We start from the raw sequence: 13151 nt of genomic DNA, 5'->3' as shown, positions 1-13151 counted from the left end.
CCCGTGCGCCGATCTATCAGACGGTCCCGATCTCCCCGCCATCATCGCGCTGAATCACCACCGTCGAAGCCCGCGGCCGTACCGTGGCCCCAGCCGGGGTAGCATCGGTGGCCTTGTCGTTGAACGGCCAGTTACCCGGGTGCTGAATGTTCACGAACAGCGTCTTGTTGTCCGGGGTAAAGGTAATCCCGGTCACTTCGCAGTCATTCGGGCCAACGAAGAAGCGGCGCAAATCCACCTGGTTCTGCGCGTTCACCGGCACCTGCTTGCCACTGGCATCCACCAGGTCGGTAGGGATCACTGCCAACAGCTGGTCGTTGGTGTAGTCGGTGAGCGTGGTCTCGCCGTTGTCGGTCTCGAACCACAGCACGCCACGGCTATCGAAGCTCATGCCGTCAGGGCTGGCGAACTGGTTCAGTTCGGTCAGGCCGGAGCGGTTGATGTCGGCGGTACCGGCGGCGTTGGCGCCGAACACGAAGATGTCCCAGGTAAAGCTCAACTGGTCGTCACTGTCGTGCCAGCGGATGATGTGGCCGTGACGGTTCGGCCCGCGCGGGTTGGCCGCATCGACCTTCTCCGGTGTACGCGCACTGTTGTTGGTCAGGGTCAGGTAAACGTCGCCATTGAGCGGGTTGACCGTAGTCCATTCGGGGCGGTCCATCGGCGTCGCGCCCACGGCATCGCCGGCACCACGGGTGTTGAGGATGATACCTGGCAGGTCACCGTACAGCGCACCCAGGGTGCTGCCGCCGGTGGTGGCGGTGGCCACGTCCAGCAGCAGCCAAACGCCAGTGCCGTCGGCATTGAAGCGGGCCACGTAGAGCTTGCCTTGGTCCAGGTACTTGGCGCCGGTGGCCAGGCGGTCGGCCGGGGTGGCGTCGGCAGCGTCCCACACGGCGGTGGACACCCACTTGTACAGGTACTCGTTGTTCGAGTCGTCACCCATGTACCACACCAGCGGCTTGCCGGCGACTGGCAGGCCCGGGGCGCAGCCTTCGTGGCGGAAGCGGCCCAGCGCGGTGCGTTTGGTGGCCAGGGTGCTGCTGTTGTACGGGTCGATCTCGACAATGTAGCCGTAGGTGCTGGCTTCGTTGCGGTAGTCGTCAGTGGCGCTGGCGCCTTTTACGGTTACGTCGAAACGGGCGAACTCATCAGCCACTTCGGTGCTGTCACCGGCAGCGGTTTCCCACTTGTACTGGCCGCTGGAGGTGCCCACGCCAATGCGGCGCTGGTCTTCGGGGCGGATGCCCTTGTTGACGAAGATGCCTGGCCAGTTCTCTTCACAAGTCAGGTAGGTGCCCCATGGGGTGTAGCCGTTGCCGCAGTTGTTGTTGGTGCCACGGCAATGGGTGCCATCGCTGGAATACTTGGTCTTGACGTGGTCGGTGCCACGCAGCGGGCCGGTGATCTCCATGCGCGAGGCGGTGGTGAAGCGGCGGTTCAGCGGGTCGTTGTCGACCACCTGCCAGCGACCGTTGATTTTCTGCAGGCGCACCACGCCGGCACCGTGGGCGTTGATTTCCTTGCGCACCTCTTCAACCGGGCGCTTGCCGTCGACGTCGGTGGTCGGGCCGGCCGGGTGCAGGGCAGCGGCATCGATGTATTCGAAGTTGATTGCCAGCAGGCCGTCTTCCGAGCTGCCGTTGATGGGGAAGAAGTGCATGCCGTCGTGGTGCATGCCCATGGCGTTGGCCTGGTCGGTCGAGGTGTTGCTGCCGTCGGACTTCCACGGGTTGCCGTTGCTGTTGATCGGCGTGCCCCAAGGCGCCAGCACATAGGCGCTGTAGCCAGCGGCAACCACGCAGGCGTCGGTGCGCGAGCCCGGGATGGACTGGAAGCCCAGCGCCAGTTTCGGTACTTCCGGCTCGGTGACTGGCGGCTCGGTCACCGGCGGCTGGGTGACCGGATCATCGTGATCGGAACCACCACCGTCGAAGCAGCCTGTCAGGCCGGTACCGGCAATCATGGCGATGGCGGCGCCCAGGCTGCCGCGCATCACGCTACGGCGGCTCAGGTAGGCGTCCATGACGTTGGCCATCGGCAGATTGCCGCTTTGGTTCCGGTCCAGGTTGTCGCCGGTATCTCGACTCATCAGGGTGTCCTTATGTTGGCTGAGTTAGAGGAAACCGCGACTTTAAGGCGCAAGTGTGATGATTCATTGGCAGAAATGTTAACGAGCTTTTAAAACTGCCGGTTCTTAGAGTTGTGCTCTACAGATCAATTTGGAATTGCTGTCGGATTTCTGCCATCAAACTGTAATGCCAACGCCGCAACATCCGGGGCCCTGAAAGAGCATGGATAAGGATGGCGGGTTCGATGGCAAGCAGTGTGCACAGGCGCGAAGTGATCGGCTGGATGGGTGTCGGGGCCCTGGCACCGCTGCTCGGCGCGTGCTCCGCCTTCCCGGGGCAGCGGGGCGGCAACGCCAGCCTCGACCTGCTCTACGTGGCTGATACCCTCGACGCCCGCCAACCTGGCCTGGCCGTGGTGCCAGCGACGCGCCTGGGGCCGGTCAGCCACCTGGGGCGCGCGCCGTGGATGACTGGCAGCAGCGCCAGTGCCGCCTACCCGCAACTGGCGCCACTGCTCGATGCCGGCCAGGCTGCATCAGCCCAGCTGGGTGGCTATGCGGTGCTGGCGGCGTTGCTGGAGCAATTGCGCGGCGAGGCCGGGGCGGGCAACAGCCTGACCCTGGAAAACGGCCAGGGCTGGAACGGCAGTGGCCTGGCCTACCTGACCCAGGGCGAAAGCGGCGTGCAAGGTAGCCAGCTACTGGGCAGCGAAGCGCGGGTCAGCAGCGACGAGCGCGTGCTGTGGCCGCAGCGCAGCCAGGCGCTTTATCGCCAGGCCAGCTCTATTACCCTGGGCGCCGGGCTGGCGGACGAACAACGCCAGGCGCTGGGCCTGGAGCCCTTGCACATCTTCGAGCGCGGCGGCGCACGCATTGCCGTGGTCGGCGTAACGGACCCCTACGCCCAAGACCAGAAAGCCTCCCTTAAACAGTGGTACCAATCGCTGCAACCGGTGTTCGACAAGGCTCGGCGCGAGGCCGACCTGGTGGTGGCCCTGGCCGATGTCGGTACCGGCCCAGGCTTGTGGCTTGCCGAGCGGCTGCCCCAGGTCGACGTGCTGCTGTGCGCCCGTGGCCAGGACCTGTGGCCAGCCCCCGTCGAGGTAAGCCAGGCCAGCGGCCGCCACGTGCCGGTGTTGTTCGCCGGTTGCCGCGGCAGCGGTGCCTTCCGCCTGCGTTGCCAGCGCGTGGCTGGGCTGTGGCAGTTCGACGGGCGTTTTTTCCCCGCCTTTGAACAGCAGCTGGCACCTGCCGCACAGCTGCGTGTCGGGCCATTGCAGGCAGAGCTGCGCCAGCAGCGCGCTGGCCATGCGGCCTGGCTCGACCAGCCGCTGGCCCGTGCACCCCAGGCATTGTGGCGTCGCGACACGCGTGGCGGCAGCTGGGACCGCCTGCTGCATCAGGCCTTGGCCGACGACAGCAGCATGCCCGTACTGCTGCCGGGCCTGCGCTATGACTACCCGCTGCCTGCGGGGGCGACCATCACCCGTGAACACCTGATCAGCCTCACCGGTGGTTACCCGGCGCCGGTGGTCGAAGCGCCGGCCCGGCAGGTGGAGCAAGTGCTGGAGAACGCCGCAGAGCAACTGTTCGGCGACCCGCTGTTGCTGGACAACAGCCAGGACCTGCCGCGCTGGCAGGACCAGGCCTGGGGTGTCAGCTACAGCCCGCAAGGCAAGCGCATCACCGGCCTGGAGCCGGTGCAGGGCCTGTGCCGCACCTTTGGCCTGCAGTTCGAAAGCCAGGCCGGCGAGCCCCTGTGGCAGCGGGTCGAAGCCTGGCTCGCCCGCCAGGGCGCCGGCTGGCAGCTGGCGTCGCTGCAACTGCCCGACGTGCGTTACGTGCAGGGGCACCCAGGCTGGCACCCTCGGCAGTTGGCCTCGTGACGTTCGCCTCGCGCCTGCTCACGGGTGTCGGGCTAAGCCTGGCCGGCTGGCTGGCAGCCCAATGCGTGCTGCAGCTGGGCCGCCAGCCGCAACCGGCGCTGGCGCCGGCGGCGGCCGACAAGCCGCTGCCGGGGCTGATGGTCGGCCACTGGCAAGCGCCGGTCGACGAAGGCGCGATCGCCATCACCCGCCTGCCGCTGCAATACCTCGGCGGCCTCAAGGCCCAGCCGCTGACCGCCAGCGTGGTGGTGCTGCGCTATGGCGAGCAGGTGCGCACCCTGGCCCGCGGCCAGCGCCTGGCGCCGGGGATCGTGCTGCAGGACATCGACAGCGATGGCCTGATTTTCAACAACCAGGGGCGGCGTGAACGCCTGCCCTGGCCGCCACGCCCCGCCGTGACCGGCCTCAAGCGGCAAGGATGAACGATGCCTGTTAGATATTGCGTGGCGGCTGCGCTAAGCCTGGCCCTGTCGCTTAGCCTACCCATGGCGAGTGCCGAGGAGCCGGTGTTCGATGACAACGGCACGCCCATGTACGAGGTGAATTTCGTCGACACCGAACTGGGCGAGTTCATCGACAGCGTGTCGCGCATCACGGGCACCACCTTCATCGTCGACCCGCGGGTCAAGGGCAAGGTCACCGTGCGCACCGTCGACCTGCACGACGCCGACGCCATCTACGACATCTTCCTGGCCCAGCTGCGCGCCCAGGGCTATGCCGCCGTCGACCTGCCCAACGGCAACGTGAAGATCGTCCCCGACCAGGCTGCACGCCTGGAGCCGGTACCGGTGGAACCAGCCGGCAAGCAGGGCGACGCCAGCGACGGCGTGGCCACCCGCGTGTTCAATGTGCGCAATGCCGCCAGCGAGCAGATGCTCGGCATCCTCAAGCCGCTGATTGACCCGCGGGTCGGGGTCATCACCCCGTACCCGGCCGCCAACCTGCTGGTGGTCACCGACTGGCGCAGCAACCTCGATCGTATCGACAGCCTGTTGCGCCAGCTCGATCAGGTCAGCGAAGAGCCTTTGCAGGTGATGCCGCTGCGCCACGCCAGCGCCGCCGACACTGCGCAGTTGCTGACCCGCCTGCTGGCCCGCGAACAGGGCGCCGACAGCGCCCAGGTGGTTGCCGACCCACGCAGCAATGCCGTGCTGGTGCGCGGCAGCGCCGACAGCCGCGAGCGCGTGCGCGCCTTGCTCAGCCAGCTCGACCGCCCCAGCGACAAACAGCACAGCAGCAATACCCAAGTCATCTACCTGCGCCATGCCAATGCCGGCGAAGTGGTCAAGGTGCTGCGCGGCCTCAGCCAGGAAGGTGCCGTGCCCAGCGAAGGCGTGGCCAACGGCGGTGCTGAAGGGCAGGGCAAGGACCAGCCACTGCCGGTCGCCAGTGACTCGGGCATCCGGCTGGAGTACGAAGAAGGCACCAACGCCGTGGTCATGGTCGGCCCCGACAGCGAGCTGGCCGCCTACCGCGCCATCGTCGAGCAACTGGACATCCGCCGTGCCCAGGTGGTGGTCGAGGCGATCATCGCCGAGGTGTCCGACAGCAGTGCCCAGGAGCTGGGCGTGCAATGGCTGTTCGCCGACGAGAAGTTCGGTGCCGGCATCGTCAATTTCGGCAGCAACGGGGTGAACATCGCCAATATCGCCGGGGCTGCTGCCAGCGGCGACAACGAAGCGCTGGGTGACCTGTTGTCTACCACCGCTGGCGCCACGGCAGGCATCGGCCATTTCGGCGGCGGTTTCAATTTCGCCATGCTGGTCAATGCGCTGAAGGGCAAGAGCGGCTTCAACCTGCTGTCCACGCCCACCTTGCTGACCCTGGACAACGCCGAAGCGTCGATCCTGGTCGGCCAGGAAGTGCCCTTTGTCACCGGCTCGGTCACGCAGAACAACGCCAACCCGTACCAGACCATCGAGCGCAAGGAAGTCGGGGTGAAGCTGCGCATCAAGCCGCAGATCAACATCGACAACAGCGTGCGCCTGGACATCGTCCAGGAGGTGTCGTCGATTGCCGACTCCCGCGCCGCCAGCGACGTGATCACCAACAAGCGCGAGATCAAGACCAAGGTCATGGTCGAGGACAACGGCCTGGTCATTCTCGGCGGCTTGATCAGCGACGAGCTGAGCACCAGCGACCAGCGCGTGCCGCTGCTCGGCGACATCCCTTACCTGGGCCGCCTGTTCCGCTCCGATGCCAGCAAGAACACCAAGCAGAACCTGATGGTGTTCATCCGCCCGCGTATTCTGCGTGACGGGCCGAGCCTGGCCGGGCTCAGCGAGGACAAGTACCGCACCCTGCAGCAGACCACGCCACTGCAACTGCCGGACCTTGCCGAGGGTAGCTCGCAGTTGCTCAAGGTATTCCCCTCCAGCCGTGCACGCCTGGAAGGCGGTAACTGGTGATGCTGCCTTATCGCCAGGCACGCCAGAGCGGGGTGGCCATGGCCCCGGCGGAACAGGGCTGGCAGCTGTGGCTGCGGGCCGATGCCGACAATGCCCAGTTGCAGGAGTTGCTGCGCGTGCACGGCCAGCCCAGCGTACTTGAGTACCTGGAACCTGCCGTGTTCGACGAGCGCCTGGGCCAGCTGTACCAGGCTGGCGATGCCGCCACCGAAGCGCTGATCGAAGGCATTGGCGACCAGGTCGACCTGGACAGCCTGATGAGCGAGATGCCGCGCATCGAAGACCTGCTGGAAAGTGACGACGAAGCCCCGGTAATCCGCCTGATCAACGGCCTGTTCGGCCAGGCACTGCGCCTGCGTGCTTCGGACATTCATATCGAAACCTTCGAGCAGAGCCTGGTGGTGCGCCTGCGGGTCGATGGCCATCTGCGCGAAGTGTTGCGCCCGCCGCGGGCGCTGTCGGCCATGCTGGTCTCGCGGATCAAGGTCATGGCGCGCCTGGATATTGCCGAAAAACGCCAGCCGCAGGACGGTCGTATTACCCTGCGTGCGGCAGGCCGCGAGGTGGATGTGCGGGTCTCGACCTTGCCCGGCATCCATGGCGAACGCGTGGTCATGCGCGTGCTCGACAAGCAGGCCAGCCTGCTGGCGCTGGCTAACCTGGGCATGCCGGCAGCGGTGTTGCAGGGCTTGCGCAGTTGCCTGGCGCGGCCCAACGGCATCGTCCTGTCCACCGGCCCGACTGGCTCGGGCAAGACCACCACGCTGTACGCCAGCCTCAACAGCCTCAACGACGGTAGCCGCAACATCCTCACCGTCGAGGACCCCGTGGAATACGCCATTGCCGGCATCGGCCAGACCGCCATCAACCCGCGCGCCGGGCTGACCTTCGCCAGCGGCCTGCGCGCCATCCTGCGCCAGGACCCGGACGTGATCATGCTCGGCGAAATCCGCGACCAGGAAACCGCGCAGATCGCCGTGCAGGCCAGCCTCACCGGCCACCTGGTGCTGTCCACCTTGCACACCAACAGTGCGGTAGGCGCAGTGACCCGCTTGCGCGACATGGGCATCGAGCCGTTCCTGATCGCTTCCTGCTTGCGCGGGGTGTTGGCCCAGCGCCTGGTTCGCCGCTTGTGCAGCTGTGCGGTGGCGCATCCGTTGCAACCCGCGGAGCGTGACTTGTGGCCTGAGTTGGCGGCTTTGGGCAGCAGTTACCACGCGGTTGGCTGCGAGCAGTGCCAGGGCAGCGGTTATGTCGGGCGCCTGGGCCTGTACGAATTCATCGAGCTGGATGCCGGGCTGATCGGCCTGCTGTACGACGGCGCCAGCGAACTGGCGATGCAGGACTACCTGGCCGAACGCCGACAGAGTCTGGTGGTGATGGCCAGCGATTGCCTGGCCCGAGGCGAGACCAGCCTGGCCGAAGTGCTGCGCGTGGTGCAGGGCTAAGGCATGCCGACCTATCGCTACCAGGCCGTCGACCTCGCCGGCAAAGCGCACAAGGCCAGCTTGCAGGCCGACAGCGAACGCCATGCGCGCCAGCTGTTGCGCGAGCAGGGCCTGTTCGCCCGCCAGTTGCAGCGCCATGAAGCCGGCACCCGCCAGCCCCGGCGCCAGCGCCTGAGCCGCGTCCAGCTGTGCGAACTGACCCGCCAGCTGGCCACCTTGACCGGTGCCGGCATCCCCTTGGTCGATGCCCTGGCCACCCTTGAACGGCAACTGCGTCAGCCAGCCCTGCACAGTGTGCTGGTGGCACTGCGTGGCTCGCTGGCCGAAGGCCTGGGCCTGGCCCGCAGCCTGGCCCGGCAGGGCGCACCGTTCACTGGCTTGTACTGCGCGCTGGTCGAGGCCGGCGAGCGTTCCGGGCGCCTGGCCCAGGTGCTGACCCGCTTGGCCGATCACCTGGAGCAGGTGCAACGCCAGCAGCACAAGGCCCGTACTGCACTGATCTATCCCGCCGTATTGATGGGCGTGTCGCTGGCCGTGGTCATCGGCCTGATGACCTTTGTCGTGCCCAAGCTCACCGAACAATTCGCCCACGCCGGGCAGAGCCTACCGCTGATCACCTCGTTGCTGATCGGCCTGAGCCAGGGGCTGGTGCACGCCGGGCCCTGGTTATTGGGGCTGGCGCTGCTGCTCGGTGTGCTGGGCGGCTGGTTGCTGCGCAAGCCGCACTGGTGCCTGCGCCGCGACCAGCTGCTACTGCGCCTGCCACGCATCGGCAGCCTGCTGCAGGTGCTGGAAAGCGCGCGCCTGGCCCGCAGCCTGGCGATTCTCAGCGGCAGTGGCGTGGCCTTGCTCGAAGCCTTGCAAGTGGCCACCGAAACCGTCGGCAACCGGCGCATCCGCCTGGCCATGGAGCAGGTACGCCAGCAAGTGCAGGGCGGCACCAGCCTGCACCGCGCGCTGGATGCCAGCCAGCAATTCCCGCCGCTGCTGGTGAACATGGTCGGCAGCGGCGAGGCCAGCGGCACCCTGGCCGACATGCTTGAGCGCGTGGCCGACGACCAGGAGCGCGGCTTTGCCCGCCAGGTCGATACCGCCATGGCGCTGTTCGAACCCCTGATGATCCTGGTGATGGGCGCCGTGGTGCTGTTCATCGTGCTGGCGGTGCTGCTGCCGATCATGCAACTCAACCAGGGCCTGCAACTGTGACGACAAGGAGTATTGCCATGCAGCATCGACGTAACCGCCAGCGCGGGTTCACCCTCATGGAAATCATGGTGGTGATCTTCATCATTGGCCTGCTGATCGCCGTGGTCGCGCCCAGTGTGCTGGGCAACCAGGACAAGGCCATGAAGCAGAAGGTGATGGCTGACCTGGCCACCCTGGAGCAGGCGCTGGACATGTACCGCCTGGATAACCTGCGCTTCCCCAGCAGCGAACAGGGCCTGGCCGCGCTGGTGAAAAAGCCGACCCAGGAACCGCTGCCACGCGCCTGGCGCAGTGACGGCTACGTGCGCCGCCTGCCGGAAGACCCGTGGGGCACCCCGTACCAGTACCGCATGCCCGGCGAACATGGCCGGGTCGATGTGTACTCGCTGGGCGCCGACGGCCTGCCAGGCGGCGAAGGCCAGGATGCCGATCTGGGCAACTGGGCATTGTAAGCGGTGCACGGTCAGCGGGGCTTCAGCCTGATCGAGCTGCTGGTGGTGCTGGCCATCGCCGGGCTGATGACCGGGCTGGCGGTGGCCGGGCTCGGCAACGGCCAGGCCGGTGTCGACCAGGCCCTGCAGCGGCTGGCGGCCGAGACCCGCGGCCAGGCTGCGCTGGCCCGGCATGCCGGGCAATTGCGCGGGCTGCGCTGGAATGGCCAGCGCCCGGAGTTTGTCCGGCGTGAGGGCAATGCCTGGGTGGTCGAAGCGGTTGCGCTCGGTGACTGGCCCAAGGGGTTGCGCCCGGAGTGGGCGGCCAGCCCGCAACCGCGCCTGCTGTTCACCCCGCATGGCTGGGCGCAACCGGGCAGCGTGCGCTGGCGCTGGGCCGATGGCAGCCAGCAATGGGCCTGGAGCCGCGATGGCCGTTTGCAGGTGGCGCCATGAGGCGGCATCAGCGTGGCTTCACGCTGCTGGAAGTCACCGTGGCGCTGGCAATTGCTGCAGTGCTGGCCGTGATTACCAGCCAGGTTTTGCGCCAGCGCCTGGCCGTGCAGGACAACCTGCAACAGCATCGCCTTGGCCTGCTGTGCGCGCGTGAACTGCAAACCCGCTTCGCCGTCGAGCAGTACTGGCCTGCGGAAAACCAGGTGGGCGGCGAACTGAGCCAGGGTGGCCAGCGGTGCCATTGGCAACTGCAACTGCGCCGCACCGGCGTACGCGACCTGCGCCGTGGTGAATTGCAACTGTTCGCCGACCGCGACCAGCGTTTGCCGCTCGGCCAGTACACCGTGTTCCTGGAGCGCCCATGATTCACAAAAACGGTGAAGCCTACGCGGCCTATGTGGGAGCGGGTTCACCCGCGAAGAAGACCCCGCGGTGGGTGGCACCGGCTTTGCCGGTGTTCGCGGGTAAACCCGCTCCCACAGGGATGGCGTACAGCAGTCAGCCTGGAGCTCAAACCATGAAGCACCGCCAGGCCGGCCTGACCCTGATCGAACTGATGGTCGCCCTGGCCCTGACCGCCATTCTCGGCATCATGCTCGCCGCTCTGGTCAACGGCTGGCTCAAGGTCCGCGAACGCCTGCAAACCACCACCCAGCAAACCTCGGTACTGGACTTCTGCCTGGCCCTGGAGCGCCGCTTCGACAGCCCGGTACTGCGCCGTGTATACGACCAGCGCTTGCCGTTGGCCAGCCGCTGGCTGGACTGGCAACCCGCCAGCAACCAGCTGCTGTGGGTGGCCAGCACCGGCTTGCCAGAAGCCGAAGGCGGCTCGCGCCTGCAACGCCAGCGCCTGCGCTTCGAGGCCCGTGAGCAGCGCTTGCTGCTGGAAAGCTCCGCCGACCTGTACGCCGCCGCAGCCCCACGCTGGGTGCAGCGCGAACAGCTCGACCGGGTCAGCGTCCTGAATGTCCTTTATCACCAGGGCGGCCGCTGGCTGGCCTGGCCTTCCGACCAACCAGCGCACCCCGGCCGTGGCGTGCGCCTGGAATTGCAGCGTGACGGAGCACCTTATGTCTGCACCTTCGCCCTCCCGTGGGGGCGCTCATGAAGTTTGAATGGCGGCGGCATGCACCGGCCCAGCCATGGCTGTTGCTGCGTCCGGGCCCGGTCTGGCACTGGGCGCTGGTCGAGGGCGGTAGCGTGCAACGTGAAGGGCAGGGCGAGCCACCGGCCAACCTGCAGGCCCGTGCTGCGCTGGTTCTGCCTGCCGAAGCCTGCAGCCATTTCCGCGTGCCGGCGCCCCCTGGGCTCAAGCGCGAGGAGTGGCCGTTGCTGCTTGAAGACCGCTTGTTGCAAGCCACCGACGAAGTGGCTTGCGCCTGCCTGGCCCGTGAGCCTGGGCAACTTCGCCTGCTGGTGGTGGCCCGTAAGCAGCTGGACGCGTGGCGTGAACAATGTGCCGTATGGGGCGTGCAGGTAGAACGCTGCTGGGCGGAGCTGCAGTTGCTGCCGGTGCCCGAGGCAGGCAGTGCCTGGCACTGGCAGCGCCCCCCCGGCATGTCTTTGCACAAAGGGTTGGCCGAAGACGGGGCTGAACATTGGCTGGCTTGGCCAGATGCACTGGGTGACATGCCGAAGCAGCCGTGGGCGGCGTTGCAAAGCGTGTCACTGCGCGGCGATTGGCCAAGTACGTTTGCGCTGCTCGACGCACTGCCCGGCCTGTTTGAGCGCGCCCGCAGAGTGCGGCCGTTACCGGTGGTGTCCCGCCAGCATCAGCGCCTGCTTGCGGCTTGCCTGGTACTGGCTGCCGTATGGGGCGGCCTGTGGTTGAGCCAGCAATGGCGCCAGGCGCAACTCTGGCGCAGCCAGGTCATCGCCGTGACCGGCGAGCAAGCCAGCCCCCGCCATGCCGCACAGGCTCTCAAGCGCCTGCGCGAAAACGAACTGCAACAGCAACTGCGCACGCGTCAGCTGGAGGACCTGCAAACCCGCTTGCAGGCTTGGCTGCGTGACAATCCTGGCTGGCAGCTGCGGGCGGTGCGTTTCGATGGTCAACGTTGGCATTTGCGCCTGGAAGGCGAGGGCAGTACGCCGCCATGGCAGGACATGGCGGCTGCCGCTGGCGCCACGGTGCAGATTCAGGGTGGCCAAGTGATCTTCGATCTCGGGGCAGCCTCATGAGCCGGGAATGGTTACAGCGTCACAGGTTGAAATGCGCCTGGGCACTGATTGCCCTGTTGCTGGCCTTCCTGGCCCTGCGTGCCGGTACTGCGCAATGGCGCGAGCTAAGCCAGTGGCGCGGGCTGGCAGAACAGGTCGTCAGCCTGCAAGGCGGCCCGGGTATGAACCTGGAGCGGCTACGCCAGTCGGCCCAGGCCCGGCAGATCGAACTGGCCGAGATCGATGCGCAGGGCAGTGGCTGGCAACTGCGTGGGCAAGTGGCCGATGCGCGCGTGCTGCAAGGCTGGCTGCAGAGCTTGCGTGCAGAAGGCGCGCAGCCAATGCAATGGGGGCTGGAGATGGATGGCAAGGGTTTGCGATTTGATCTGGTGGTGCAGCCATGAGCCGTAAGGGGATGGCGTGGGTTGTGCTGGTATTCGTGCTGGCGCTGTTGATTGAGCTTCCGGCCAATTGGCTGGCGCGGGCGTTCGGCCTGCCAGTGCGTGATGTCAGCGGCAGCCTCTGGCAAGGCCAGGCACAACAGTTGGGCCCGGTCGGGCCTTTGCGCTGGACGCTACAGCCTTGGCGCTTGCAGGCGAATGCGCAGCTGGGCTTTCAGGGGCAGGCTTGGCAGTTGCGTGCTGGAGGCTGGCCATGGCGCTGGCGGATCGAGGCCGCAGCGGTGGGTGCCCAGGCGACTGTAGCCTTGGATTACCGGCTGGCAGGTCAGTGGCAGGGGGTATTGCGGATTCAGGGGGCAGGGCGGCAATGCCGTGCCAGCGAAGGCCGCATAACGGTAACCGACCTTGCCCTGAGCGAGCCTTGGTCGCTGGGCCTGGGGCAGGGCTGGCTGGAAATGGACTGCCAAAGCGGCTGGCGCCTGCGCGGGCAGTTGGCACAGCAGGGGCAGCATCAACTGGCCGTGGATGCCGATTTGCTCGCAAGGCGGGCGCTGGTGGTGTTCGAGTTGCAGCGTGAGGCGGAGTTGACGCCTTTGCTGCGCGGGGCACAGTGGCTTGGGCCGCAGGCTTTGGCGGGGCAGCGGGAGCTGCGCTGGTGAGGGAAAATGGATGGGGATTGTATGA

13 protein-coding genes are annotated in these 13151 nt (G+C 66.8%); 12 read left to right on the top strand and 1 reads right to left on the bottom strand.

The features are described from left to right. Window positions 1-16: 16 nt before the first annotated feature. A complete protein-coding gene (locus ACIP1G_RS07440; RefSeq protein ID WP_400735104.1) occupies window positions 17-2092 on the bottom strand; it encodes a PhoX family protein in 2076 nt (691 codons plus the stop codon). A 224-nt stretch (window positions 2093-2316) separates the two neighbouring features. Between ACIP1G_RS07440 and ACIP1G_RS07435 the strand changes: the two genes are divergently transcribed. From ACIP1G_RS07435 to gspN, 12 genes are all read left to right on the top strand, one after another. Further along, window positions 2317-3957, top strand: coding sequence for a lipoprotein UxpA (locus ACIP1G_RS07435; protein ID WP_400735102.1), 1641 nt, complete (start codon window positions 2317-2319; stop codon window positions 3955-3957). Next, a complete protein-coding gene (locus ACIP1G_RS07430) occupies window positions 3954-4379 on the top strand; it encodes a pilus assembly protein PilZ (protein WP_400735100.1) in 426 nt (141 codons plus the stop codon). Before ACIP1G_RS07435 ends, ACIP1G_RS07430 begins: the two co-directional genes overlap by 4 nt. A 3-nt stretch (window positions 4380-4382) precedes the next feature. After that, the gene (gspD, locus tag ACIP1G_RS07425) at window positions 4383-6365 is read left to right on the top strand and encodes a type II secretion system secretin GspD (protein ID WP_400735098.1); all 1983 of its coding nucleotides are present in this window, start codon (window positions 4383-4385) and stop codon (window positions 6363-6365) included. Beyond that, complete coding sequence (locus ACIP1G_RS07420; RefSeq protein ID WP_400735287.1) at window positions 6365-7813, top strand: GspE/PulE family protein; 1449 nt, start codon at window positions 6365-6367, stop codon at window positions 7811-7813. Before gspD ends, ACIP1G_RS07420 begins: the two co-directional genes overlap by 1 nt. A 3-nt stretch (window positions 7814-7816) precedes the next feature. Next, on the top strand, window positions 7817-9019 hold the full coding sequence (gene gspF, locus ACIP1G_RS07415) for a type II secretion system inner membrane protein GspF (RefSeq protein WP_400735096.1): 1203 nt from the start codon (window positions 7817-7819) through the stop codon (window positions 9017-9019). A 17-nt stretch (window positions 9020-9036) separates the two neighbouring features. Continuing rightward, window positions 9037-9471: a type II secretion system major pseudopilin GspG gene (gspG, locus tag ACIP1G_RS07410; RefSeq protein ID WP_400735094.1), complete on the top strand. Its 435-nt coding sequence runs from the start codon at window positions 9037-9039 to the stop codon at window positions 9469-9471. A 3-nt stretch (window positions 9472-9474) separates the two neighbouring features. Continuing rightward, complete coding sequence (gspH, locus tag ACIP1G_RS07405) at window positions 9475-9906, top strand: type II secretion system minor pseudopilin GspH (RefSeq protein WP_400735092.1); 432 nt, start codon at window positions 9475-9477, stop codon at window positions 9904-9906. Beyond that, entirely contained in the window at window positions 9903-10271 is a 369-nt protein-coding gene (locus ACIP1G_RS07400; RefSeq protein ID WP_400735090.1) for a type II secretion system protein GspI, read from the top strand. The genes gspH and ACIP1G_RS07400 overlap by 4 nt, the downstream gene beginning before the upstream one ends. A 152-nt stretch (window positions 10272-10423) precedes the next feature. Further along, window positions 10424-11014, top strand: a complete 591-nt coding sequence (locus ACIP1G_RS07395; RefSeq protein WP_400735089.1) for a type II secretion system protein — start codon at window positions 10424-10426, stop codon at window positions 11012-11014. Then, entirely contained in the window at window positions 11011-12087 is a 1077-nt protein-coding gene (locus tag ACIP1G_RS07390; protein WP_400735087.1) for a GspL/Epsl periplasmic domain-containing protein, read from the top strand. The genes ACIP1G_RS07395 and ACIP1G_RS07390 overlap by 4 nt, the downstream gene beginning before the upstream one ends. Continuing rightward, window positions 12084-12470, top strand: coding sequence for a type II secretion system protein GspM (gspM, locus tag ACIP1G_RS07385; RefSeq protein ID WP_400735085.1), 387 nt, complete (start codon window positions 12084-12086; stop codon window positions 12468-12470). Before ACIP1G_RS07390 ends, gspM begins: the two co-directional genes overlap by 4 nt. Beyond that, window positions 12467-13126 carry a type II secretion system protein N gene (gene gspN, locus ACIP1G_RS07380; RefSeq protein ID WP_400735083.1) on the top strand — a complete coding sequence of 220 codons (660 nt, stop codon included), beginning with the start codon at window positions 12467-12469 and terminating at the stop codon, window positions 13124-13126. The genes gspM and gspN overlap by 4 nt, the downstream gene beginning before the upstream one ends. Window positions 13127-13151: the final 25 nt, after the last annotated feature.

The sequence above is a fragment of the Pseudomonas sp. NPDC089392 genome (assembly GCF_044749595.1).
Classification (GTDB): Bacteria; Pseudomonadota; Gammaproteobacteria; order Pseudomonadales; family Pseudomonadaceae; genus Aquipseudomonas.
The sequence above is the reverse complement of the archived record's forward strand: the minus strand, read 5'-3'. Positions and strand labels throughout refer to the sequence as shown.

Coding starts and splice junctions, on each gene's coding strand:
- ACIP1G_RS07440 (WP_400735104.1), bottom strand. CDS start 2,092: ATGAGTCGAGATACCGGCGACAACCTGGACCGGAACCAAAGCGGCAAT.
- ACIP1G_RS07435 (WP_400735102.1), top strand. CDS start 2,317: ATGGCAAGCAGTGTGCACAGGCGCGAAGTGATCGGCTGGATGGGTGTC.
- gspD (WP_400735098.1), top strand. CDS start 4,383: ATGCCTGTTAGATATTGCGTGGCGGCTGCGCTAAGCCTGGCCCTGTCG.
- ACIP1G_RS07420 (WP_400735287.1), top strand. CDS start 6,365: ATGCTGCCTTATCGCCAGGCACGCCAGAGCGGGGTGGCCATGGCCCCG.
- gspF (WP_400735096.1), top strand. CDS start 7,817: ATGCCGACCTATCGCTACCAGGCCGTCGACCTCGCCGGCAAAGCGCAC.
- gspG (WP_400735094.1), top strand. CDS start 9,037: ATGCAGCATCGACGTAACCGCCAGCGCGGGTTCACCCTCATGGAAATC.
- ACIP1G_RS07400 (WP_400735090.1), top strand. CDS start 9,903: ATGAGGCGGCATCAGCGTGGCTTCACGCTGCTGGAAGTCACCGTGGCG.
- ACIP1G_RS07395 (WP_400735089.1), top strand. CDS start 10,424: ATGAAGCACCGCCAGGCCGGCCTGACCCTGATCGAACTGATGGTCGCC.
- ACIP1G_RS07390 (WP_400735087.1), top strand. CDS start 11,011: ATGAAGTTTGAATGGCGGCGGCATGCACCGGCCCAGCCATGGCTGTTG.
- gspM (WP_400735085.1), top strand. CDS start 12,084: ATGAGCCGGGAATGGTTACAGCGTCACAGGTTGAAATGCGCCTGGGCA.
- gspN (WP_400735083.1), top strand. CDS start 12,467: ATGAGCCGTAAGGGGATGGCGTGGGTTGTGCTGGTATTCGTGCTGGCG.